This is a genomic window from Pseudomonas sp. 43(2021), assembly GCF_017490805.1.
In the GTDB taxonomy this organism is placed as follows: Bacteria; Pseudomonadota; Gammaproteobacteria; order Pseudomonadales; family Pseudomonadaceae; genus Aquipseudomonas.
In genome coordinates this window covers 218,593-241,741 of record NZ_JAFGYJ010000004.1, presented here as the reverse complement: position 1 = coordinate 241,741, position 23,149 = coordinate 218,593, and the positions used below count along the sequence as shown (strand labels likewise).

19 protein-coding genes are annotated in these 23,149 nt (G+C 65.1%); 11 read left to right on the top strand and 8 right to left on the bottom strand.

Annotation, left to right across the window (positions count from 1 at the left end; genetic code table 11):
• The first annotated feature begins 36 nt into the window (after positions 1 to 36).
• On the top strand, positions 37 to 870 hold the full coding sequence (locus tag J5M71_RS05405) for a helix-turn-helix transcriptional regulator (RefSeq protein ID WP_233694361.1): 834 nt from the start codon (positions 37 to 39) through the stop codon (positions 868 to 870).
• 161 nt (positions 871 to 1,031) lie between these two features.
• Here the strand turns inward: J5M71_RS05405 and J5M71_RS05400 are convergent, their stop codons facing one another.
• Positions 1,032 to 2,366 carry a D-serine ammonia-lyase gene (locus tag J5M71_RS05400; RefSeq protein WP_207830567.1) on the bottom strand — a complete coding sequence of 445 codons (1,335 nt, stop codon included), beginning with the start codon at positions 2,364 to 2,366 and terminating at the stop codon, positions 1,032 to 1,034.
• Between the two features lie 200 nt (positions 2,367 to 2,566).
• The gene (gene catR / locus J5M71_RS05395) at positions 2,567 to 3,439 is read right to left on the bottom strand and encodes an HTH-type transcriptional regulator CatR (RefSeq protein WP_207830564.1); all 873 of its coding nucleotides are present in this window, start codon (positions 3,437 to 3,439) and stop codon (positions 2,567 to 2,569) included.
• Positions 3,440 to 3,574: 135 nt separating this feature from the next.
• On the opposite strand from catR, the gene J5M71_RS05390 reads away from it, so the two are divergent.
• From J5M71_RS05390 to J5M71_RS05375, 4 genes are all read left to right on the top strand, one after another.
• Positions 3,575 to 4,696 carry a muconate cycloisomerase family protein gene (locus tag J5M71_RS05390; protein WP_207830561.1) on the top strand — a complete coding sequence of 374 codons (1,122 nt, stop codon included), beginning with the start codon at positions 3,575 to 3,577 and terminating at the stop codon, positions 4,694 to 4,696.
• A 150-nt stretch (positions 4,697 to 4,846) separates the two neighbouring features.
• On the top strand, positions 4,847 to 5,137 hold the full coding sequence (catC, locus tag J5M71_RS05385; protein WP_207830558.1) for a muconolactone Delta-isomerase: 291 nt from the start codon (positions 4,847 to 4,849) through the stop codon (positions 5,135 to 5,137).
• 43 nt (positions 5,138 to 5,180) lie between these two features.
• On the top strand, positions 5,181 to 6,116 hold the full coding sequence (catA, locus tag J5M71_RS05380) for a catechol 1,2-dioxygenase (RefSeq protein ID WP_087501315.1): 936 nt from the start codon (positions 5,181 to 5,183) through the stop codon (positions 6,114 to 6,116).
• A 116-nt stretch (positions 6,117 to 6,232) separates the two neighbouring features.
• Positions 6,233 to 6,742, top strand: coding sequence for a GNAT family N-acetyltransferase (locus J5M71_RS05375; RefSeq protein ID WP_207830555.1), 510 nt, complete (start codon positions 6,233 to 6,235; stop codon positions 6,740 to 6,742).
• 81 nt (positions 6,743 to 6,823) lie between these two features.
• On the opposite strand, the gene J5M71_RS05370 is transcribed toward J5M71_RS05375, so the two are convergent.
• Positions 6,824 to 7,648, bottom strand: a complete 825-nt coding sequence (locus J5M71_RS05370; protein WP_063914964.1) for an aldo/keto reductase — start codon at positions 7,646 to 7,648, stop codon at positions 6,824 to 6,826.
• A 247-nt stretch (positions 7,649 to 7,895) separates the two neighbouring features.
• Here J5M71_RS05370 and J5M71_RS05365 point away from each other — a divergent pair, with 247 nt between their 5' ends.
• On the top strand, positions 7,896 to 8,774 hold the full coding sequence (locus J5M71_RS05365) for a DMT family transporter (protein WP_063914965.1): 879 nt from the start codon (positions 7,896 to 7,898) through the stop codon (positions 8,772 to 8,774).
• Between the two features lie 106 nt (positions 8,775 to 8,880).
• Here the strand turns inward: J5M71_RS05365 and J5M71_RS05360 are convergent, their stop codons facing one another.
• Both J5M71_RS05360 and J5M71_RS05355 read right to left on the bottom strand, forming a co-directional pair.
• Complete coding sequence (locus J5M71_RS05360) at positions 8,881 to 9,477, bottom strand: ATPase (protein WP_207830551.1); 597 nt, start codon at positions 9,475 to 9,477, stop codon at positions 8,881 to 8,883.
• A 99-nt stretch (positions 9,478 to 9,576) separates the two neighbouring features.
• On the bottom strand, positions 9,577 to 10,482 hold the full coding sequence (locus J5M71_RS05355; RefSeq protein WP_207830548.1) for a LysR family transcriptional regulator: 906 nt from the start codon (positions 10,480 to 10,482) through the stop codon (positions 9,577 to 9,579).
• A gap of 447 nt (positions 10,483 to 10,929) precedes the next feature.
• Between J5M71_RS05355 and katG the strand changes: the two genes are divergently transcribed.
• Both katG and J5M71_RS05345 read left to right on the top strand, forming a co-directional pair.
• Positions 10,930 to 13,176 (top strand): catalase/peroxidase HPI, encoded by a 2,247-nt coding sequence (gene katG / locus J5M71_RS05350; RefSeq protein ID WP_207830545.1) that lies wholly within the window; start codon positions 10,930 to 10,932, stop codon positions 13,174 to 13,176.
• A gap of 120 nt (positions 13,177 to 13,296) precedes the next feature.
• Positions 13,297 to 13,788: a GNAT family N-acetyltransferase gene (locus J5M71_RS05345; RefSeq protein ID WP_207830542.1), complete on the top strand. Its 492-nt coding sequence runs from the start codon at positions 13,297 to 13,299 to the stop codon at positions 13,786 to 13,788.
• A gap of 106 nt (positions 13,789 to 13,894) precedes the next feature.
• On the opposite strand, the gene J5M71_RS05340 is transcribed toward J5M71_RS05345, so the two are convergent.
• The 3 genes from J5M71_RS05340 to J5M71_RS05330 all read right to left on the bottom strand — a co-directional run bounded on the left by J5M71_RS05340 (position 13,895) and on the right by J5M71_RS05330 (position 18,738).
• Entirely contained in the window at positions 13,895 to 15,268 is a 1,374-nt protein-coding gene (locus tag J5M71_RS05340) for an 8-oxoguanine deaminase (protein WP_207830539.1), read from the bottom strand.
• A 224-nt stretch (positions 15,269 to 15,492) separates the two neighbouring features.
• Entirely contained in the window at positions 15,493 to 17,073 is a 1,581-nt protein-coding gene (locus J5M71_RS05335) for an aldehyde dehydrogenase (NADP(+)) (protein WP_207830535.1), read from the bottom strand.
• Positions 17,074 to 17,334: 261 nt separating this feature from the next.
• Entirely contained in the window at positions 17,335 to 18,738 is a 1,404-nt protein-coding gene (locus J5M71_RS05330; protein WP_207830533.1) for an APC family permease, read from the bottom strand.
• 282 nt (positions 18,739 to 19,020) lie between these two features.
• Here J5M71_RS05330 and J5M71_RS05325 point away from each other — a divergent pair, with 282 nt between their 5' ends.
• From J5M71_RS05325 to J5M71_RS05315, 3 genes are all read left to right on the top strand, one after another.
• Positions 19,021 to 19,863, top strand: a complete 843-nt coding sequence (locus tag J5M71_RS05325) for a helix-turn-helix transcriptional regulator (RefSeq protein ID WP_207830531.1) — start codon at positions 19,021 to 19,023, stop codon at positions 19,861 to 19,863.
• Between the two features lie 41 nt (positions 19,864 to 19,904).
• Positions 19,905 to 21,287: an aspartate aminotransferase family protein gene (locus tag J5M71_RS05320; protein WP_207830529.1), complete on the top strand. Its 1,383-nt coding sequence runs from the start codon at positions 19,905 to 19,907 to the stop codon at positions 21,285 to 21,287.
• Positions 21,288 to 21,448: 161 nt separating this feature from the next.
• Positions 21,449 to 22,942 (top strand): aldehyde dehydrogenase, encoded by a 1,494-nt coding sequence (locus J5M71_RS05315; RefSeq protein ID WP_207830527.1) that lies wholly within the window; start codon positions 21,449 to 21,451, stop codon positions 22,940 to 22,942.
• Positions 22,943 to 23,149 lie beyond the last annotated feature (207 nt).

The window sequence follows — 23,149 nt, the reverse complement described above, 5'->3', positions numbered from 1 at the left end:
GTGCGTGGGCGTGCCTGGCAGGCTAGACTGCCGGGCATGACCCAGGCCTCTCCCGACACTCCGCTTACCCTTTCACTGGGCGCGCTGCAGCAATGGCATGCGGCGCTACAGCGCGCGCTGGCCCACAGCGAAACGCCCGAGGCGCTGGCGCATGTGGCGGCTGCCATCGGCCAGCTGGTGCAGGTGGAGTCGATGATGATCAGCCTCGAGTGCCAGGGGCGGGCGCCACAGCTGCTGTACCAGCAAGGCATCCCCGACCTGCACCGCGCCGCCGTGCTGGAGCGCTACTTCAGTGCCGGCTACCTGCTCGACCCGTTCTGCCTGGCCGTGCAGAGCGGCCTGGCCGAGGGCTTCTACCACCTGCAGGAAATCGCCCCGGACAACTTCTTCGACAGCGACTACTACAAGGCCTATTACCTGGGTACCGGTTGCAGTGAAGACAGCTACTACATCGTCGACCTCAGCGCTGGCCGCAAGTTGTCGCTGAGCCTGTTCCAGGGCTGCAGCGGCACACGCCTGAGCGCCGGGCAGATCGACCTGCTGCGGGCGCTGGAGCCGATGGTGCGTGAACTGCTGGGGCGCTATGCCAGGCATCATCTGGAGCCCGACCCGGCACCGGCCGAGCGTGGCAGCCTGCAGGCGGCGTTCGACAGTTTCGGCTGCCAGGTGCTGACCGACCGTGAGCGGGAGGTGGCGCACATGATTTTGCGCGGGCATTCGGTGAAGTCCACCGCGCTGGAGCTGGGCATCTCGCCGGAAACCGTGCGCATGCACCGCAAGAATCTGTACCTGAAGCTGGAGATCAACTCGCAGTCGGAGTTGTTTGCGCGGTTCATCGATTGGCTGCGCGGCGATCACCTGCCGGCCTAGCAGCAAATGAGCAACAGCCTTACTCAAATCTGAAAGCTGGCGCGATCCCTGTGGGAGCGGGTTCACCCGCGAAGCAGACACCGCGGTGGATGGCACGGGCTTCGCCCGTGTTCGCGGGTGAACCCGCTCCCACAGGTACAGCGCTGCCCCCCCAATAATTCTCAGCCCCTGCCTTTAGCCAGATAGGCCGCAAACTCCGCGTCCGGCACCATGCTGCCACCGGTCCCCCACACCAGATGCGTAGCCTGGTCCATGCGCCCGGCCGACAGGCCCATGCGTGCCAGGTAGTCAGGCGATTCAAGCACCTTGACCATGCCCGGCATCCCCGCCAGCGCCGAAGGTTCCAGGCGTGCATTCTCCTGGTCATGGGCCAGCACCAATAGCCGATACAGCGTCTCGTCGCTGACCGTGTAATAGCCATCGAGCAAACGCTGCATCGCCTTGCCGACAAAGCCGGAAGGGCGGCCCACTGCCAGGCCGTCGGCGGCGGTCAGGTTGTCGATGCCAAAATCCTGCACGCTGGTGGCGTCATGCAAACCGCTATACACCCCCAGGAACATGCAGGGCGAGTGGGTGGGCTCGGCGAAGATGCAGTGCACATGGTCGCCCCAGATCAGCTTCAGGCCGAACGCTACGCCACCCGGGCCACCGCCGACCCCGCAGGGCAGGTAGACGAACAACGGGTGCTCGGCATCCACCCTGATACCCGCGGCCTCGAACTGGCCCGCCAGCCGCTCGGCCGCCACGGCATAGCCGAGGAACAGGTGTGGCGAGTTCTCGTCGTCGACGAAGTAGCAGCTCGGGTCCGCCGCCGCCTGCTGTCGCCCTTGCTCCACTGCTACGCTGTAGTCGCTTTCGTACTCGACCACGCTCACGCCATGGGCGCGCAGCTTGTCCTTCTTCCACTGGCGGGCGTCGGCCGACATGTGCACGGTGGCCTGGAAGCCCAGCCTGGCGCTCATGATGCCGATCGACAGGCCGAGGTTGCCGGTCGAGCCGACCGCAACCTTGTACTGGCTGAAGAATTGCCGCGCCTGGTCGCTGGCCAGTACCCGGTAATCGCTGTCGAGGCTGATCAGGCCGGCGGCCAGGGCCAGGTCCTCGGCATGCTTGAGAACTTCATGAATACCGCCGCGGGCCTTGATCGAACCGGAGATCGGCAGCTCGCTGTCGGCCTTGAGCCAGAGCGAACCGCTGGCCGGCAGGCCCGCCGCCTGCAGCAAGGTGGCGTGCAGGGTGGGCAGCGGGCGCAATGGCGACTCGATGATGCCGCCGGCGGCGGCGGTATCCGGGAACACGCCGGCCAGGTACGGGGCAAAGCGTGTCAGCCGGGCACTGGCGGCACTGACGTCGGCGGCGCTCAGGCCGACATCGGCCAGGGCCTGGGCGGCAGGGGCGATACTCGGGTTGAACCAGCGGGTTTCGCGCAAGGCCACCAGGTCATCGATCAGGGGGTGGGTGCTGCACCATGCTTGCAGTGTCTTGCCGTGAATCATGCTGGGTATTCCTGTTGGTTGATGATGGCCGGGGTGTGACACAAAAATGCGCCTACAGACAGACGCGGGCCCTGTGGGAGCGGGTTTACCCGCGAAGAATGCAACTCGGTGCATGGCACGGGCTTCGCCCGTGTTCGCGGGTGAGCCCGCTCCCACAGGGTCAGGTGTTTAGCCAGACCGTTGATTCCAGGAGCGCGTGCTCATTCGGCCTGCTGCGCAATCAATGCCAGGCAACGCTGCACGATCGGGCTCACGTCGCCCTTGCGCCGGCTGAGGATGATCGGGCTGACGGCGCCACTGTCGAGCAGGCTGACATATTCGATATCGGTGCGGTGTTGCTGCTGCACCGACGCCGGCACCAGGGTCACGCCCACACCAACGGCCACCAGGCCAATGGCGGTCTGCAGTTCATTGGCCCACTGGCTGACGCGGATGCTCATGCCGTGGTGGGCGAACAGCGCCAGCACATGGTCGGCATAGCTGGGCCTTGGGTTGGCCGGGTAGAGGATGAACGCCTCGCCAGCCAGCTGGGCAAGCGTAAGCGGGCTGCTGGCCAGCGGGTGGCCCTTGGGCAGCACGGCCACCAGCGGGTCCTCGCGCAGCACTTGCTGATGTATGGCCGGGTCATCGATGCGAATGCGCCCGAAGGCGATGTCGATGCGCCCGCTTTTCAGAGCCTCCACCTGCTGCAGCGTGGTCATCTCGTTCAGGCCCAGTTCCAGTTCGCTGTCCTGGCGCAGCTCGCGGATCAGCTCCGGCAGCACCGTGTACAGGGTCGAGGGAGCGAAGCCGATCCCCAGCCACTGGCGCTGGCCCTGGCCGATGCGGCGGGTGTTGTCGCTGATGTTCTCCAGCTGCTGCAGCACGGTGCAGCTCTGTTCATAGAAAAAGCGACCCGCCTCGGTCAGCCGCAGCGGGCGCTCGCGCACCACCAGCAACGTGCCGAGCTGGTCTTCGAGTTGGCTGATCTGTCGGCTCAGCGGTGGCTGGGCAATGTGCAGCAGCTCGGCGGCGCGTGTGAAGTTCAGGGTTTCGGCCAGGACCTTGAAGTACCGCAGGTGGCGCAGCTCCATCAGACCTCCAGGGTATGGTGGGAGATTCATTCGATATTGGACGGCTATCAGGGTCTCGCGCAATGCTTGAACAAGCAAGTAAATGCACCACTCGGGCCTGCGGTTGGCAGCCCGATATAACGGGACCTGGCAACAATGACAAGCGCGCTGATTGAACGTATTGAGGCAATTATCGTCGACCTGCCGACGATTCGCCCGCACAAGCTGGCGATGCACACCATGCAGCAGCAGACCCTGGTGGTATTGCGTGTTCGCTGCAGCGATGGTGTGGAAGGCATCGGCGAAGCCACCACCATCGGCGGCCTGGCCTATGGCTACGAAAGCCCCGAGGGCATCAAGGCCAACATCGATGCGCACCTGGCGCCGGCGCTGATCGGCCAGCCGGCAGACAACATCAATGCCGCCATGCTCAAGCTGGACAAGCTGGCCAAGGGCAACACCTTTGCCAAGTCGGGTATCGAGAGTGCCTTGCTCGACGCCCAGGGCAAGCGCCTGGGCCTGCCGGTCAGCGAACTGCTGGGTGGCCGCGTGCGCGACAGCCTGGAAGTGGCCTGGACCCTGGCCAGCGGCGACACCGCCCGCGACATTGCCGAAGCCGTGCACATGTTGGAGATTCGCCGGCATCGGGTGTTCAAGCTGAAGATCGGCGCCAACCCGTTGCATCAGGACCTCAAGCACGTGGTCGCGATCAAGCGCGAGCTGGGCGACAGCGCCAGCGTGCGGGTAGACGTCAACCAGTACTGGGACGAGTCGCAGGCCATCCATGCCTGCCAGGTGCTCGGCGACAACGGTATCGATCTGATCGAGCAACCGATTTCGCGCATCAACCGCAGCGGCCAGGTGCGCCTGAACCAGCGCAGCCCGGCGCCGATCATGGCCGATGAATCGATCGAAAGCGTCGAAGACGCCTTCAGCCTGGCCGCCGACGGCGCGGCCAGCATCTTCGCCCTGAAAATAGCCAAGAACGGCGGCCCCCGCGCCGTATTGCGCACCGCGCAAATTGCCGAGGCTGCCGGCATCGCCCTGTATGGCGGGACCATGCTCGAAGGCTCGATCGGCACCCTGGCCTCGGCTCATGCCTTTCTTACGCTGCGTCAGCTTACCTGGGGCACCGAGCTGTTCGGGCCGCTGCTGCTGACCGAAGAAATCGTCAACGAGCCACCGCAGTACCACGATTTCCAGTTGCATGTTCCACGCACCCCGGGCCTGGGTCTGACCCTGGACGAACAGCGCCTGGCGCGCTTCGCCCGTCGCTGAATCGCGAGGGCTGAAAACACACACAACCCCTGTGGGAGCGGCTTTGGCCGCGAAGCAGGCGACGCGGTGGATGGCACGGGCTTCGCCCGTGTTCGCGGGCTCGCCCGCTCCCACAGTGTTCGCGCCAAATAAGAGAAAGGAGATACCAGCATGCTGTTCCACGTGAAGATGACCGTGAAACTGCCGGTCGACATGGACCCGGCCAAGGCCGCCAAGCTCAAAGCCGACGAAAAGGAACTGGCCCAGCGCCTGCAGCGCGAAGGCATCTGGCGCCACCTGTGGCGCATTGCCGGGCACTACGCCAACTACAGCGTGTTCGATGTACCCAGCGTCGAGGCGCTGCACGACACCCTGATGCAGCTGCCACTGTTCCCGTACATGGACATCGAGGTCAACGGCCTGTGCCGGCACCCCTCGTCGATCCACAGCGACGACCGCTGAGTCGCACCTGTCTACCTGACAAGAACAAGATGAGGTAAGCACGATGACCGTGAAAATTTCCCACACTGCCGATGTTCAGGCGTTCTTCAAGGAAGTGGCCGGCCTGGGCCATGCCGAAGGCAACCCACGCTTCAAGCAGATCGTCCTGCGTGTGCTGCAGGACACTGCGCGGTTGATCGAAGACCTGGAAATCACCGAGGATGAGTTCTGGCATGCCGTCGACTACCTCAACCGCCTGGGTGCCCGTAACGAAGCCGGCCTGCTGGCTGCGGGCCTGGGCATCGAGCACTTCCTCGACCTGCTGCAGGACGCCAAGGACGCCGAGGCCGGGCTGAGCGGCGGTACCCCGCGCACCATCGAAGGCCCGCTGTATGTGGCGGGGGCGCCGCTGGCGCAAGGCGAAGTGCGCATGGACGACGGCAGCGACCCGGGCGTGGTGATGTTCCTCCAGGGCCAGGTGTTCGACGCCGACGGCAAGCCGTTGGCCGGCGCCACTGTCGACCTGTGGCACGCCAACACCCAGGGCACCTATTCATACTTCGACTCGACCCAGTCCGAGTACAACCTGCGCCGGCGCATCATCACCGATGCCGAAGGGCGCTACCGCGCGCGTTCCATCGTGCCGTCGGGGTACGGCTGCGACCCGCAGGGGCCAACCCAGGAGTGCCTGGACCTGCTCGGCCGCCACGGCCAGCGCCCGGCGCACGTGCACTTCTTCATCTCGGCGCCGGGGCACCGCCATTTGACCACGCAGATCAACTTTGCCGGTGACCAGTACCTGTGGGATGACTTTGCCTATGCCACCCGTGACGGGCTGATCGGCGAGCTGCGCTTTGTCGAGGATGCTGCGGCGGCGCGTGATCGCGGCGTACAGGGCGAGCGCTTTGCCGAGCTGGCGTTCGACTTTCACCTGCAGGCGGCCAAGGCGCCGGACGCCGAGGCGCGCAGCCACCGCCCGCGTGCGTTGCAAAACAGCTGATCCCTTACCAATCGATGACGGGTTTTTGCCCGGGCCTTTCCGTGCGGGGAGGGCCCGGGCTTTTTGCTGCCAGGGGCTGGTAATCTAGAATCCGCCTTTTGCCCGAGCCCACCACCATGCTGCCCATCGAACTGCTGGCGACCACCGCCGACCAGGCTCCGCTGATTCGCAACCTCTACCAGTTCTACGCCTACGAGTCCTCCGACTGGGAACAGGAAGACGTGGAAGTGGACGGCCGCTTCTATATCCATGACGAACACCTGCAACGTTACTGGCAGGCCGATGGCTGGGGCGCGTACCTGGTGTTGGCAGATGGCTTCATCGCCGGCTTCGTGCTGGTTGAACGCAGCGAGCTGCCGGGTATCGACGCGTTCGAACTGGCCGATCTGTTCATCCTGAAAAAGTACCGCCGCCAGGGCATCGGCCGGGCGGTGGCGTTGCAGCTGCTGGGCGGCGAGGGCGACTGGCTGTTGCGCTGTTACGCACAGGACGCGCCTGCCGTGGCCTTCTGCAAGGACGTATTGGCCGGGCTATCGCGCCCGGCGCAGGCGATAGCCCTGGATGACGAACCGGCCTTGCTCAATTTCCTGGTGACGGGCGGGCGGCACCGGCGAACGAGCGGTTGAAGCAGGTCATGACGCCGGCATAACGGTTTGCGCGGGCCGCTCCCACAGAGATCGTGCCAGCTTTCAGATATTGAGCAGCGCTCAGCTGTTCCAGTCTGGCGCGAACGCCGGGCTCACCACCCGCTGGTCCTTCGGCAACCCGGCAATCGCCATGCGGTCCTCGTCATCCAGTTGCACGTTCAACGCCGCCAGGTTGGCCAGCTGGTTCTCGCGGCTGCCGGCCTTGGGGATCACCGCCACGCCGTCCTGGTCCAGCAACCACTTCAGCGCCACCTGGCTGGGCAGTACGCCATGCTTGCGGGCAATCGCCTGGATCACCGGCTGCGCCGCCGCCTGCCCACGGGCCAGCGGGGTGTAGGCGGTGAGCAGCAGGTCGTGGCGGCGGGCATAGTCCAGCAGCGGTTGCTGGCCGAGTAGCACGTGGTATTCCACCTGGATCGCCGACAATGGCGCGCCCAGGGTTTCCACCACCTGGCGCAGCAACCCCAGCGGGAAGTTGGCCACGCCGATGCTGCGCGCCTTGCCCTCGTCACGCAGTGCTACCAGGGTTTCGATGCTGCGGGCCAGGTCCCAGTCCTGGCCGGGCCAGTGGATGTAGAACAGGTCGACCTGCTCGGTCCCCAGCGCGCGCAGGCTGTCCTCCAGCGACTGGCGCATGGCCTTGGGCGCCAGGCGATCCCACCACACCTTGGTGGTCAGGTGAATCTGCTCGCGTGGCACGTCGCTGTCGCGCAGGGCCTGGCCGACGGCGGCTTCATTGTCATAGGCAGTGGCGGTGTCGATGTGCCGGTAACCCACTTCAAGCGCCTGGCGCACGGCCTGGGTGCACTCGCTGCCAGTCATTGGCCAGGTGCCCAGGCCGATCGCGGGCAGGTTCAGGCCGTTACGGGTGGTGAGCCTTTGCATGTAAATTCCTTGTAGGGTGTGCAGGGTTCGCACTCGATGGTCGGCGATCAGCACGGCACGGGCCATGCGCGTGGAGCGGAAAGTGGTCGATCAGCGAACAGAAACTGCAGCCGACCTGGACAAGCGGCAATTGAACTTCCTTATGCTTCGGTATCTCTTCTAGAATCCGATCTGATGCATCCGCCAGGCAACGCCTGCGCGGCCTTCCCTGGGCGCCGCATCCAGCCGCGCCGTCATCGAGAGTGCCATGAGTTCCAGCACACCGCTGTCCGGAGTCAACCAACCCCTGCGCGGCATCGCCCTGGTGGTGGTGGCGACGTTCCTGTTCGCCAGTCACGATGCCCTGTCCAAGTTCCTCGGCGGCCTGTACCCGATCATCATGGTGGTGTGGGCGCGGTATGTGGTGCACACGTTGCTGATGGCCAGCATTTTCCTGCCCAAGGCCGGGCTCAACGTGCTGCGCACCCGCCGGCCGTTGTTGCAGACGTTACGTGCCCTGAGCCTGCTGAGTACCAGCCTGCTGTTCACCACCGGTCTGCAGTACCTGCCGCTGGCCGAGGCCACGGCGGTCAACTTCCTCGCCCCGGTGCTGGTCACCGCGCTGTCGGCGCCGCTGCTGAAGGAGCGGGTGACGGTGGGGCAGTGGGTGGCGGTGGTGATGGGCTTCATCGGCGTGCTGGTGGTGGTGCACCCGGGCGGGGCGATGTTTACCCCAGCCATCCTGTATCCGTTCGGTTCGGCGCTGGGCTTCTGCTTCTATCAGTTGCTGACGCGTATCCTGGCTGCGCATGACAGTCCGACCACCAGCAACTTCTATGCGGGGTTGTGCAACACCCTGGCGATGAGTGCGCTGGTGCCGTTCTTCTGGGAGATGCCGCGTTGGGACCATGCGCTGCTGATGCTGGCGCTGGGTGGCTTTGGCATGACTGCGCACCTGCTGCTGACCCAGGCCTTCCGCCATGCGGCACCGGCGTTGCTGGCACCGTTCAGCTATTGCCAGATCGTGTTTGCCGGGTTGCTTGGGTTGGTTGTCTACAGCCAGGTGCCGGATACCCTGAGCCTGGTGGGCATCTCGGTGATCTGCCTGAGTGGGCTGGGGGCGGCGTGGATGCAGCGGGGCAAGTGACAACCTGTAATGGCCTCTTCGCGGGTAAACCCGCTCCCACAGGTCCAGCGCCCTGGCCGAGGGTTGCGATGTGCCTGGGGGAGCGGGTTTACCCGCGAAAGGGCCTTCAAACGCGCCTCTTCAATAGAGCCTGCAACGAATCGTCAAAGTCCCGCAGTGCATCCGCCTGTACCGCACGCTCATCCTCGACCACCCGTGCCACATCGCCCAGGCGCTTGCTAGCCCGCCCTTCAGCCCGGCCGATATAGGTCAGCTGGTCATCGAAAAAACGCGCCACCACCCGGCTTTCGATATCGGCACTGGCCAAACGGCTTTCGGTGTCCAGCAGCACGATCACATCCGGGTGGTCGCCCAGCAGCGTGTCGAGGTCGTCATAGAAAGTCACGTCGGCGAACTGCTGTGCCAGTGACCGCGCCAGCCAGTCATACGCCTGGCTCTCGCTGCTCAAGGTCGCCACCGGGACGCGCTTGCCCTGGGCCTTGGCGGCGGCCTGGGTGCGATGGCTATCGAGGTATTCGAGGGTCGCTGTGGTGTCACGCCCCAGCAGCACCGCCACCCGTTGGCCGGGGGCCAGGGCGACGCTGGAAATGGCCGTGGCCGAATAGAAGTGCCCATAGGGCTGCGTGTCGGTAGCGGCCGGGCTGGCACAACCGCCAAGGGCGGCCAGCAAGGCGAGCAGGGCAGCGATCATGCCGGTTTTCATGGGAGGCCTCATCAATCAGTGAATGCCGCCATCTTCCGCCCGGGCTGGCAGCAGCGGAACTTGATGGCATTCATGGTGGCTATCGATGAGGTCGATGCATCACCGCGTGGCCATGAACTGCAGGATGCGTTCGCGCAGCCAGCGCTCGGCCGGGTCGTTGTCCTGGGCGCCGCTCCAGACCATCGACAGTTCGGCTTCGGTGATCTCGAACGGTGCCGGGTCGGCGCGCAGGCTGCCGTCGTCGGCCAGGGCGCAGGCGGCGTAGTCCGGCACCGTGGCGATCATCTCGGTGTTGCGCAGCAGGGCGCGCAGGCTGCCGAACTGCGGCACCGCCAGCACCACCTTGCGGCAGCGGCCGATGCGCGCCAGGTCAAGGTCGATATTGCCGCTCATGTCGCCGGAGAACGACACCATCACATGCGGGCGGGCGCAGTATTCGTCGAGGGTCAGCGGGCCCGGGCGGTCATCGGCGCGCAGCACCCGCACGCCGATGTCGCGCAGCTTGCGGCGCTTGGCGGTGGCCGGCAGGTCTGTGGTGTAGCTCACGCCCACCGAGATCTCGCCGCTGGCCAGCAGCCCCGGCATCAGCAGGAAGTTGGCCCGGCGCACCACCACGCTGATGTTCGGGGCCTCTTCGCGCAGGGCCTGTAACAGGGCAGGGAACAGGCCGAATTCGGCATCGTCCGACAGGCCCAGGCGGAACACGTTGCAGCTGTTGGCCGGGTCGAACTCACGGGCGCGGCTGATGGCGGTGGAAATCACGTCCATGGCCGGCCCCAGCTCGGCGAAGATCTGCATGGCCCGTGGCGTGGGCTCCATGGCCCGGCCGTTGCGGATCAGCAGCGGGTCGTCGAACAGTTCGCGCAGGCGGGCGAGGGCGGCGCTGACGGTGGGCTGGGTGATGAACAGCTTTTCGCCGACCCGGGTCAGGTTGCGTTCGATCATCAGGGCTTCGAACAGTACCAGCAGGTTCATGTCGACGCGGCGCAGGTCGTTGCGGTTCATGAGGTGGCGGGTTCCGGAGTAGAGGGGGTGGCGGTGTATTGAAGCATGTGGGCAGCCTGATTGCCTTGTATGGATGTGCCGGCCTCCTCGCGGGTAAACCCGCTCCCACAGGATCACCACAGGTCTTGAGGGCTGTACAGTACCTGTGGGAGCGGGTTTACCCGCGAAGAGGCCGCCACAGGAAAGCTGACAGAGCCAGGCTATCACCCCTCAATAGCCACTCTATTAGAACTCTGCCCAAGCTCGGCTAGTCTTTCCTCTGGCCCCGCGAATTCCGCGAACGGGCGGCATGTCAGCACTTGCGTGCAAGACCCCGCCAACCCCGTCGTGACAGCTTCGCAAGCCCCGTGTAGACCTTATGAGGGGTAGCACGAGCCCACGCGCTCGGCTGAAAGAACACCTGGCACAGACCGGAAATCTGGATAACCGACCCAAAGGTACCCGCAGATGTCGAACGAATCGAAATGCCCGTTCCATCAAACCGCAGGTGGCGGCACCACCAACCGTGACTGGTGGCCTGACCAGCTCAACCTGAGAATTCTTCACCAACATTCCTCCAAGTCCGACCCGATGGACCCGGGTTTCGACTATGCCAAGGCGTTCAAGAGCCTCGACTTCCAGGCCCTGAAGAAAGACCTGACCGCCTTGATGACCGACTCCCAGGACTGGTGGCCCGCCGACTTCGGCCACTACGGCCCGCTGTTCATCCGCATGGCCTGGCACAGCGCCGGGACCTACCGTATCGGCGATGGCCGGGGTGGTGCAGGCTCTGGCCAGCAGCGCTTCGCCCCACTCAACAGCTGGCCGGACAACGTCAGCCTGGACAAGGCCCGGCGCCTGCTGTGGCCGATCAAGCAGAAGTACGGCAACAAGATCTCCTGGGCCGACCTGATCGTGCTCACCGGCAACGTCGCACTCGAATCCATGGGCTTCAAGACCTTCGGCTTTTCCGGCGGGCGTGCCGATGTGTGGGAGCCGGACGAAGATGTGTACTGGGGTTCGGAAAAGGTCTGGCTGGGCGGTGACACCCGCTACGGCAAGGCCCAGCCGCCCGGCCAGGGCGACCTGGTGGCGGAGCCGGCCAAGCGTCCGGAGGAGCAAAGCCGGACCTTGCAGGGCGAGCGCAACCTGGAGAACCCGCTGGCTGCCGTGCAGATGGGCCTGATCTACGTGAACCCGGAAGGCCCGGAAGGTATCCCCGACCCGGTGGCTTCGGGCAAGGATATCCGTGACACCTTCGGCCGCATGGCGATGAACGATGAAGAAACCGTGGCGCTGATCGCTGGCGGCCACGCCTTCGGCAAGACCCACGGTGCCGGCCCTGCCGACAACGTCGGTCCCGAACCGGAAGCCGCTGGCCTGGAACTGCAGGGGCTGGGTTGGGCCAACAAGTTCGGCAGCGGCAAGGGTGGCGATACCATCACCAGTGGCCTGGAAGTGACCTGGACTTCGACCCCCACCCGGTGGAGCAACGAGTACCTCAATAACCTGTTCAACTTCGACTGGGAACTGACCAAGAGCCCGGCCGGTGCTCACCAGTGGCGGCCGAAAGAGGGCAAAGGGGCAGGCACCGTGCCGGATGCCCACGACCCGGCCAAGCGCCATGCGCCATCCATGCTCACGTCCGACCTGGCGCTGCGCTTCGACCCGATCTATGAGCCGATCGCCCGTCGCTTCAAGGACAACCCTGATCAGCTGGCCGACGCGTTCGCCCGTGCCTGGTACAAGCTGATCCACCGCGACATGGGCCCGCTGGCGCGCTACCTGGGCCCGGAAATGCCCAACGAAGAGTTGCTGTGGCAAGACCCGATCCCGAAAGTCGACCACCCGTTGGTGGGCGAGCAGGACATTGCCGCGCTCAAGGCCAAGGTGCTGGCGTCGGGCCTGAGCGTTGGCGAGCTGGTGGCCACTGCCTGGGCGGCGGCGTCGACTTTCCGCGGTTCGGACAAGCGTGGCGGGGCCAACGGTGGTCGCCTGCGCCTGGCGCCGCAGAAGGACTGGCCGGCGAACCAGGGCACGGGCAAGGTGCTGGCGGCCCTGGAGAAGATCCAGGCCGAGTTCAATGCCGGTGGCAAGAAAATCTCCCTGGCCGACCTGATCGTTCTCGCCGGCGCCGCCGCAGTGGAAAAGGCTGCCAAGGACGCCGGGCACGACGTCAGCGTGGCGTTCCGCCCGGGGCGTACCGATGCCTCTCAGGCGCAGACCGACGTCGAGTCGTTCGCCGTGCTGGAGCCGCTGGCCGATGGCTTCCGCAACTTCACCAAGGCCCGCTACAGCGTCAAGGCCGAGAAGCTGCTGCTGGACAAGGCCCAGTTGTTGACCCTCACCGCGCCTGAAATGACCGTGCTGATCGGCGGCCTGCGTGTGCTCGGCGCCAACCATGGCGGCAGCCAGCAGGGCGTGTTCACCGACAAGGTCGGTACCCTGAGCAACGACTTCTTCCGCAACCTGCTGGACATGGGCGTGGAATGGAAGCCGACCTCGGCGGATAACGAAACCTTCGAAGGCCGCGACCGCAAGACCGGGCAGGTGAAGTGGACCGGTAGCCGGGTTGACCTGGTGTTCGGTTCCCATGCCCAGTTGCGGGCGTTGAGCGAGGTGTATGGCAGCGCTGATGGCGGTGACAAGTTCGTGCGGGACTTTGTGGCAGCCTGGCAGAAAGTAATGGAGCTGGATCGGTTTGATTTGAAGTAGCGGTGTTTTCGGGGGCGCTCTACCCAGGTACAGCGCAGGTTTTGAGTGCATGCTGTACCTGTGGTGGCAGCGCTCATTTACCATGGCGGCTGTTTTTAGCCATTGCCAAGGAAACCTGCCATGAGCGCCCCTCAGTTCCGCACCCCCACAACCGCCGACGCCGAACGTTGCTACGCCATCGAAATCGGTGCCTATGAAGGCGATGAGGCGGCCACGCTGGAGAAGATCCGTACCCGCATCGCGCAGTATCCGCAAGGCTTCCTGGTGTTGGAGAGCGCGGGCGAGATCGTCGGTTTCATCAACAGCGGCTGTGCCCACGACGTGGTGATGTCCGACGAGGCATTCAAGGAGCTGGTCGGGCATGACCCGGCAGCGCCAAACGTGGTGATCATGTCGGTGGTGGTGGACCCGGCGCACCAGGGCAAAGGCTACGCCAAGCGGTTGATGGATGAATTCATCGCCCGCATGAAGGCGGCGGGCAAGCTGACCATTCACCTGATGTGCAAGGAACAGCATGTGGCGTTGTACCAGAAGCTGGGGTATCAGTACGTGAGACCGTCGCCGTCGGACCACGGCGGTATGGCCTGGCATGAAATGGTCATGGTCCTCTGATTTCGCAAGATTGCCTGGCCCTTTGGGCTGCGCTGTCGCGTAGCGAATTGAATTCTGTGTGAGCCGGCTTGCCGGCGATGGGCCGCAAGGCGGCCCGAATGGCTGCTTATTCGCCGCTGACCAACTGGCGGGCCAGCTGGTTGTGACGCTCCAGCACCCGTGGCAGGTCGACCGTGGCCAGCTGGCCGTCCTTCACTACCACACGGCCATTGATGACGCTGGTGTGTACCTGGGTCGGGGTGCAGAACACCAATGCTGCCAGCGGGTCGTGGTGACCACCGGCATAGGCCACGTGGCCGAGGTCGAAGGCAACGAAGTCGGCCACCATGCCTGGGGCCAGGGCGCCGATGTCATTGCGGTTGAGCACCTTCGCGCCGCCGAGCGTTGCAATTTCCAGCGCCTCGCGTGCGGTCATCGCGTCGGGGCCGAAGCCCACCCGTTGCAGCAACAGGGCCTGGCGCACTTCACCGATCATGCTGGCGCCGTCGTTGGATGCCGAACCGTCGACCCCCAGGCCCACCGGGACTCCATGGTCGCGCATCTTGCGCACCGGGGCGATGCCCGAGGCCAGGCGCATGTTCGAGCAGGGGCAGTGGGCGACACCGGTGCCGGTGCGGGCGAACAGCTCGATGCCATGCTGGTCGAGCTGCACGCAGTGGGCGTGCCACACGTCGTGGCCGACCCAGCCGAGGTCTTCGGCATATTCGGCAGGGGTCATGCCGAATTTTTCGCGGCTGTAGGCGATGTCGTTGACGTTCTCGGCCAGGTGGGTGTGCAACGACACCCCGTACTGGCGCGCCAGCATGGCTGCTTCGCGCATCAGGTCGCGGCTGACCGAGAACGGCGAGCAGGGCGCCACCACGATGCGGCGCATCGAGCCGTGGCTGGCATCGTGGTAGTCCTCGATCAGGCGCTGGGATTCCTTGAGGATGTCGGCTTCCTTCTCCACCACCGAATCAGGCGGCAGACCACCCTGGCTGCGGCCCACGCTCATGCTGCCGCGTGCGGCGTGGAAGCGCATGCCGATCTCGTCGGCGGCATGGATGCTGTCGTCGAGCTTGCAGCCGTTGGGGTAGATGTACAGGTGGTCGCTGGAGGTGGTGCAGCCGGACAGGATCAGTTCGGCCATGGCGGTCTGGGTCGACACCGCGATCATCTCGGGGGTCAGGCGCGCCCAGATCGGGTACAGGTTGGTCAGCCAGTTGAACAGCTCGCCATCCTGGGCCGCCGGCACCACGCGGGTGAGGCTCTGGTACATGTGGTGGTGGGTGTTGACCAGGCCAGGGATGACCACTTTGCCGGCCATGTCCAGCACCACGTCGGCGTGCTGCGGCAGGGTATCGCTGGGGCCGACCTGACGGATCAGGTTGCCTTCGATGAACATTCCGCCGTTCTTGATCTCGCGGCGTTCGCCGTCCATGGTGACCAGCAGTTCGGCGTTTTTGAGCAGTAGCGTTTTTGGAGCATTTGTAGATGACATGGCTTAAGCCTGTCGCAATACGCATCGGCGATTACCGATGTCATAGGCGCAGGGCATTGTAAGCAAGGTATTTGCAGATTGTATACAGGGCTGGTGATCCTGTACTGGCCTCTTCGCGGGTAAACCCGCTCCCACAGCTACTGCACAGCTCATGAATTCTGTGTAGTACCTGTGGGAGCGGGCGTGCCCGCGAAGAGGCCGGTGCAGGTTACCTCAACAGCAGATCACGCCGCCCCGCGGCTGGCGACACCATCCACCAACCGCGCAATCCCCAGCGGGTTGGCACTTTTCAACGCATCCGGCAGCAGCGCATCCGGGTAGTTCTGGAAGCACACCGGGCGCAGGAAGCGGTCGATGGCCAATGTGCCGACCGAAGTGCCACGGGCATCGGAGGTGGCCGGGTATGGCCCACCATGCACCATCGCATCGGCTACCTCGACGCCGGTCGGGTAGGCGTTTAGCAGCAGGCGCCCGGCCTTGCGCTCCAGCAGCGGCACCAGCGTGGCAAAGGCGCGCAGGTCGTCCGGCTCGGCAATCAGGGTGGCGGTCAACTGGCCTTGCAGGTGGCGCAGCGCTTCGACCAGTTGCTGGGCATCGGCCACCTCCACCAGCACGGTGGTTGGGCCGAACACTTCTTCCTGCAGCAGCGGGTCGCTGTTCAGCAGCAGGCTCACGTCCGCCTTGAACAGCTGCGGCTGGGCCTGGTTGCCGGTTTGTGGCTGCCCGGCCAGGTGCTGGATGCCCGGGTGCGCCAGCAGGTGCTGTACACCGTTCTGATAGCTGCGCAGGGTGCCAGCGTTGAGCATGGTCTGCGGCCCCTGGTCGGCCATGCGCGCCACCAGCGTGTGCACGAACCGTTCGAACTGCGGCGACTTGATGCCCACCACCAGGCCCGGGTTGGTACAGAACTGCCCGCAACCCAGCACTACCGAGGCGGCCAGCTCGCCGGCTACTTGCTCGCCACGGGCTTGCAGGGCCTGGGGCAGGACGATTACCGGGTTGATGCTGCTCATTTCGGCGAACACCGGGATCGGTTGCGGGCGTGCAGCAGCCATGTCGCACAGGGCGCGGCCACCACGCAGCGAACCGGTGAAGCCGACCGCCTGGATGGCCGGGTGCTTGACCAGTGCCTCGCCCACGCCGGCGCCATAGATCATGTTGAACACGCCTGCTGGCATGCCGCTGCCGGCCACCGCGCGGTCAATGGCCGTGGCCACGTGGGCGGCGGTCAGCATGTGCCCGCTGTGGGCCTTGAACACCACCGGACAGCCGGCGGCCAGCGCCGAGGCGGTGTCACCGCCGGCGGTGGAGAACGCCAGCGGGAAGTTGCTGGCGCCGAATACGGCCACCGGGCCGACGCCGATGCGATACTGGCGCAGGTCCGGGCGCGGCAGCGGGGTGCGCTCGGGCAGGGCACGGTCGATGCGCGCGCCGAGGAAGTCGCCACGGCGCACCACATCGGCGAACAGGCGCAGCTGGTTGCTGGTACGGGCGCGCTCACCGCGGATGCGTGCTTCGGGCAGCGCGGTTTCGCGCATCACATGCTGGACGAAGTCATCGCCCAGTGCGTCGAGTTCGTTGGCGATGGCGTCGAGGAAGGCGGCGCGCTGTGCCGGGCTGGTGCTGCGGTAGGCCGGGTAAGCGGCCTCGGCGGCCTGCACGGCGGCTTCGACTTCGTCGCCGGTCGCCTGATGGAAGGCGTATGGCAATGGCTCGCCGGTGTGGGCGTCGACGCTGTTCAGGAGCACGTCACCGTTGCCGCTGAGCTGGCCGGCGATGTGGTTCAGGCGATGTTCGATGGACATTTCGTTTCCCGTTGGCAATGACAGTCGTTGGGCTGGGACTGTAGGGGGCGAAATGCGTGCTGAATAATGATTAATGCGGATCAGGTGATAACGGATCGTTATCGCAACGGCCTTCTCCAAAAAGTTTCCATCGTATGCACGGCCCCCTGTGGGAGCGGGTTCACCCGCGAAGCAGGCGACTCGGTGTATGGCACCGGCTTCGGCGGTATTCGCGGGTAAACCCGCTCCCACAGGGACCGCGCAAATGCTACAGCGCGTGTGTCACTCGGCCATCTGCAACTCCGGCAGCTTCACCCGGAACGCCCGGGTCAGCCCCAGCAGCACCACAAGGCCCATGCCCATCCAGCACAAACCGATGGTGAACGACAGGCTGGTCAGGCTGCTCCACAGCCACAGCGTGCTGAGGAAGCCCAGGCCGGGAATGGCGCCATACAGCAGGTAGTTGCGAGCACCACGCAGCTTGTGGTCGATCAGGTAGTGTTTGACCACGGCCAGGTTCACCGCCGAGAAGGCGAACAGCGCGCCAAAGCTGATCATGTTGGCCACCGTGTCGAGGGTGATCACCAGGGCAATCAGCGACAGCAGGCTGACCAGCAGGATGGCCGTGGCCGGGACGCGCTTTTTCGTCACCAGTTGGCCGAACGCACGGGGCAACGCACCGTCGCGCCCCATGGCAAACAGCACCCGCGACACGCTGGCCTGGGACACCATGGCCGAGGCGAAGCAGCCGGCCACATAGGTGGCGGTGAAGGCGGTCACCAGCAACTCGCCGCCAACCCGGCGCATCACGTCCACCGACGCCGAGTCCGGGTCGGCGAAGCTGCCCCAGTCAGGGAACACCATCTGTGCGCAGTACGACACCACCAGGAACAACATGCCGCCGATCAGCGACACGGCAAGGATCGCCACAGGAATGCGGTAGGTCGGGTTGCTGGTTTCCTCGGCCATGGTCGAGACCGCATCGAAGCCCAGGAACGACAGGCACAGTACGGCGGCGCCGGTCATGATCAACGGCACGCTGAAGCCTTCGTGGTGGAAGGGCGCCAGCAGCGACACCGGCTGCGCCTGGCCGCTGAGGTTGTGGATGGACAGGGCGACGAACACGATGATGAACACCAGTTGCACCACCACCAGGATCCAGTTGACCCGGGTAATCGACTCGATGCCGATCAGGTTGAGGAAGGTGACCAGGGCAATGGAGCCCGCCACCCACACCCAGGCGTGGATGGCCGGGAAGTATTCCGACATGTAGATGCCGATCAGCAGGTAGCTGAGCAGCGGCAGGAAGATGTAGTCGAGCAGCAGGGTCCAGCCGGCGATGAAGCCGATGTGGCTGCCGAAGGCCTTGCGTGTGTAGGTGTAGACCGAGCCGGAGTAGGGGTGGGCCTGGACCATGCGTCCGTAGCTGTAGGCGGTCAGCAGCATGGCGGCGAGGGTCAGCAGGTAGGCGGTGGGCAGGTGCCCTTTGGTCATCTGGGTGACCAGTCCGTAGGTGGTGAATACTGCAAGGGGGACCATGTAGGCCAGGCCGAACAGCACCAGGGCGGTCATCCCCATGGACTTGCGGAAACGGCCGTTGCTGGCGGTGGGGTGCGACGGGGCATGCTCGGGGCTATTCGAAGGGCTATGTGCAGGGCTATGGGCTGTACTTGTTGTTGTATGCATTGCTAACTCCTGGAAAGGGATGCAGGACGCCGCGGTATGCGAGCGGGGCTCGATACCGGTGGGTGTTGTGCAAGGAGGTCGAGCGGTTGGCTCGCAGCGCTGGGGCGGGGTGATGCTCCCACACCCCGCAAGTAGCCGGAATCACCCTTTGGGGTGAGCCGGGAGGCGGCTGTACCTGCTCACCCCAAAGGGTGATTTCGGTGTTTGCAGTGCCATGGGAGTATCTGGCCAACAACGCACCGCACTGGCAGCGGAGCCTTTACTTGATACGGCAGGCCCACAGTGACTAATCAATTGCTTTCGCAACAGTGGTTCGAGCACCTGGCCAAGGTCACCGAGGCGATCGGCCGGCCGGGCTTTGCCGCCACCCTGTTTGCTGCACTTGGCGTGATCCGGCCGATCCAGGCGACCACGGTGTACCTGTACCCGCACGACGGCATGCCGTGCGCGCTGTTCGAGCAGGACGACAAGGCGCCCTGGCAGCCCGAGGGCAATGTCAGCCGCTACCTGTCCGGCTTCTACCTGCTCGACCCGTTCTACGGTGCCTGTGTGGAGCAGGTCGAGTCCGGTTGCTACGGCCTGTTCGAGGTGGCCCCCGACCATTTCGAGGTCAGCGAGTACTACCAGTCGTTCTATCGGCACTCGCACCTGGAGGATGAGCTCAACTACATCCTGCAGGTCGCACCTGGGCAGAGCCTGGCGGTATCGCTGGCGTTCACCGACAAGCTCGATGGTCAAACCCGCGCGTTGTTCGGGCGTATCACACCCTGGGTGCTGGCGGTGCTCAGCAAGCACTTTGCCGGGCTGGACAGCCGCGCCGGGCGCTTCGAGAACATCCTCGAGCAGCGCATCCACGCGGCCCTGAACAACTTCGGCAGCTCGCTGCTGACCGAGCGTGAATGCCGTATCGCCCAGCTGATCCTGCGTGGCCACTCGACCAAGTCGCTGGCCGAGCGCCTGGGGGTGTCGGAGGACACCATCAAGTCTCACCGCAAGAACGTCTACGCCAAGCTCGACATCGGCACCCAGTCCGAGCTGTTCTCCCTGTTCATCGACGCGCTGGCCAATGCCCAAGGCGTGCTGGGCAAGGACCCGCTGGAAAGCTACATGGGCAAGCTGCGCTGAATGCCAGCAGCCCTGCAACCCACCGCAAAGGAAAACCAACAATGAATGCGCCTTTCGCCCCGCAACGCCAGACCCGCGACTATCAGGCCTCCGATGCCGCGCACCACATCCATGCCTTCCTCGACCAGAAGGCGCTGAACGCCGAAGGGCCGCGGGTGATCGTCGGTGGCGAACGCCTGCACCTGTGGGACAGCGAGGGCAAGCGCTACCTGGACGGCATGTCCGGCCTGTGGTGCACCCAGCTCGGCTACGGCCGCCGCGACCTGACCGCTGCCGCTGCCGCGCAGATGGACCAGCTGGCCTACTACAACATGTTCTTCCACACCACCCACCCGGCGGTGATCGAACTGTCCGAGCTGCTGTTCAGCCTGCTGCCGGGGCACTACAGCCACGCGATCTACACCAACTCCGGCTCCGAGGCCAACGAGGTGCTGATCCGTACCGTGCGCCGCTACTGGCAGGTGGTCGGCCAGCCGAGCAAGAAGGTCATGATCGGCCGCTGGAACGGTTACCACGGCTCGACCCTGGCGGCCACGGCGTTGGGTGGCATGAAGTTCATGCACGAAATGGGCGGGCTGATCCCGGATGTGGCGCACATCGACGAACCTTACTGGTACGCCGAAGGCGGTGAGTTGACCCCGGCCGAGTTTGGCCGCCGCTGCGCCCTGCAATTGGAGGAAAAGATCCTCGAACTGGGTGCCGAGAACGTCGCCGGCTTTATCGCCGAGCCGTTCCAGGGCGCGGGTGGCATGATCTTCCCGCCGGAAAGCTACTGGCCCGAGATCCAGCGCATCTGCCGCCAGTACGACGTGCTGCTGTGTGCCGATGAAGTGATCGGCGGCTTTGGCCGCACTGGCGAATGGTTCGCCCACGAATACTTCGGCTTCGAGCCCGACACCCTGTCGATCGCCAAGGGCCTGACCAGCGGCTACGTGCCCATGGGCGGGCTGGTGCTGAGCAAGCGCATTGCCGAGGCGCTGGTGGAGCGGGGCGGGGTGTTCGCCCACGGCCTGACCTATTCCGGCCACCCGGTGGCGGCGGCGGTGGCCATCGCCAACCTGAAGGCGCTGCGTGACGAAGGTATCGTGCGCCAGGTGAAGGACGACACCGGGCCGTACCTGCAGCGCATCCTGCGCGAGGTGTTCGCCGACCACCCGTTGATCGGCCAGGTGCAGGGCGCCGGGCTGGTGGCGGCGCTGCAGTTTGCCGAGCACAAGCCGACGCGCAAGCGCTTCGCCAACGAGAACGACCTGGCCTGGCAGTGCCGCACCTTCGGTTTCGAGGAAGGGGTGATCATTCGCTCCACCCTGGGCCGGATGATCATGGCGCCGGCGCTGATCGCCAACCACAGCGAGCTGGATGAGCTGGTGGAGAAGACCCGCATTGCCGTGGACCGCACGGCGCGCCTGGTCGGCAAACTCTGAACCGCCGACAAGGGTAACGCATTTCCCTGTGGGAGCGGGCACGCCCGCGAACACCGGCGAAGCCGGTGCCATCCACCGTGTCGCCTGATTCGCGGGCACGCGCTCCCACAGGAACCGCATAGCCCCTATGAAAATTGCTCCAACAGCCACCAGGAGTACAAATGTACACCCTCGAATTCTGGCAACAACGTGCCTCGGACCTCTACCTCCCGGCCAATGCACTGATCGACGGCAAACCCGTCAACGCCCAGGACGGCGCCACCTTCGCCGCCATCAACCCCGCCACCAACGGCGTATTGGCCCAGGTCACCGCCTGCGGCCAGGCCGAGGTCGACCTGGCCGTCGCCAGCGCCCGCAAGGCCTTCGAGCATGGCCCGTGGCCGCGCATGGCCCCGGGCGAGCGCAAGAAAGTGCTGCTGCGCCTGGCCGAGCTGATCACGGCCCATCGCGAAGAACTGGCCCTGCTGGACTCGCTGAACATGGGCAAGCCGGTCATGGATGCCTACAACATCGACGTGCCAGGCTCGGCGCAGGTGTTCGCCTGGTATGGCGAGGCACTGGACAAGTTGTACGACCAGGTGGCGCCCACCGCGCCCAACGCGCTGGCCACCATCACCCGCGAAGCCCTGGGCGTGGTCGCCGCCGTAGTGCCGTGGAACTTCCCGCTCGACATGGCTGCCTGGAAGCTCGCCCCGGCGCTGGCTGCCGGCAACAGCGTGGTGCTCAAGCCCGCCGAGCAATCACCGTTCTCGGCCCTGCGCCTGGCCCAGCTGGCGCTGCAGGCCGGTGTGCCGGAAGGTGTGCTGAACGTGGTGCCGGGCCTGGGCGACCAGGCCGGGCAGGCGTTGGGCCTGCACCCGGACGTGGATTGCCTGGTGTTCACCGGCTCCACCCAGGTAGGCAAGTACTTCATGCAGTACTCGGCACAGTCCAACCTCAAGCAGGTATGGCTGGAGTGTGGTGGCAAGAGCCCCAACCTGGTGTTCGAAAACTGCCAGGACCTGGACCTGGCTGCGGAAAAGGCGGCATTCGGCATCTTCTTCAACCAGGGCGAGGTGTGCTCGGCCAACTCACGGCTGTACGTGCAACGCTCCATCCATGACGAGTTCATCGAGCGCCTGCAGGCCAAGGCCCGCCAGTGGCTGCCAGGCAACCCGCTGGACCCGGCGAGCCGGGCCGGTGCGATTGTCGATGCCGGGCAGACTGGCCGGATCGAAGCCGCCATCGCCCGTGCCGGGCAGGACGGGGCGCGGTTGGTGTGTGGTGGTCGGCGCCTGACTATCGACGGTTCGGACAATTACATCGAGCCGACCATTTTCGCCGGTGTCGATGGCCGAATGAGCCTGGCGCAGGAGGAGGTGTTCGGGCCGGTGCTGGCGGTCAGCGCCTTCGACAGTGAAGAGCAGGCCGTGCGCCTGGCCAACGACAGTATCTATGGGCTGGCGGCATCGGTGTGGAGCGATGACTTCAACCAGGTGCACCGCGTGGCGCGGGCGTTGAAGGCCGGTACCGTGTCGGTGAACACGGTCGATGCGCTGGACGTCACGGTGCCGTTCGGCGGTGGCAGGCAGTCGGGGTTTGGCCGTGACCTGTCGCTGCATTCGTTCGACAAGTATTCGCAGCTCAAGACCACCTGGTACCAGTTGCGCGCCTGATACATCCGATCTTGTACCGCGTCGCCTGTTTCGCGGGCTTGCCCGCTCCCACAGGTACTGCACTGCCTCAGGTGCTGCGCGGTCCCTGTGGGAGCGGGCAAGCCCGCGAAACAGGCGAGGCGGTAGCCGGATCATTCATGGCGTTCCGTTAATTTTCTTCGCCAACCCGGCAGAACGCTCGGGCCCGCTCTACACTGCTGCCAAGAT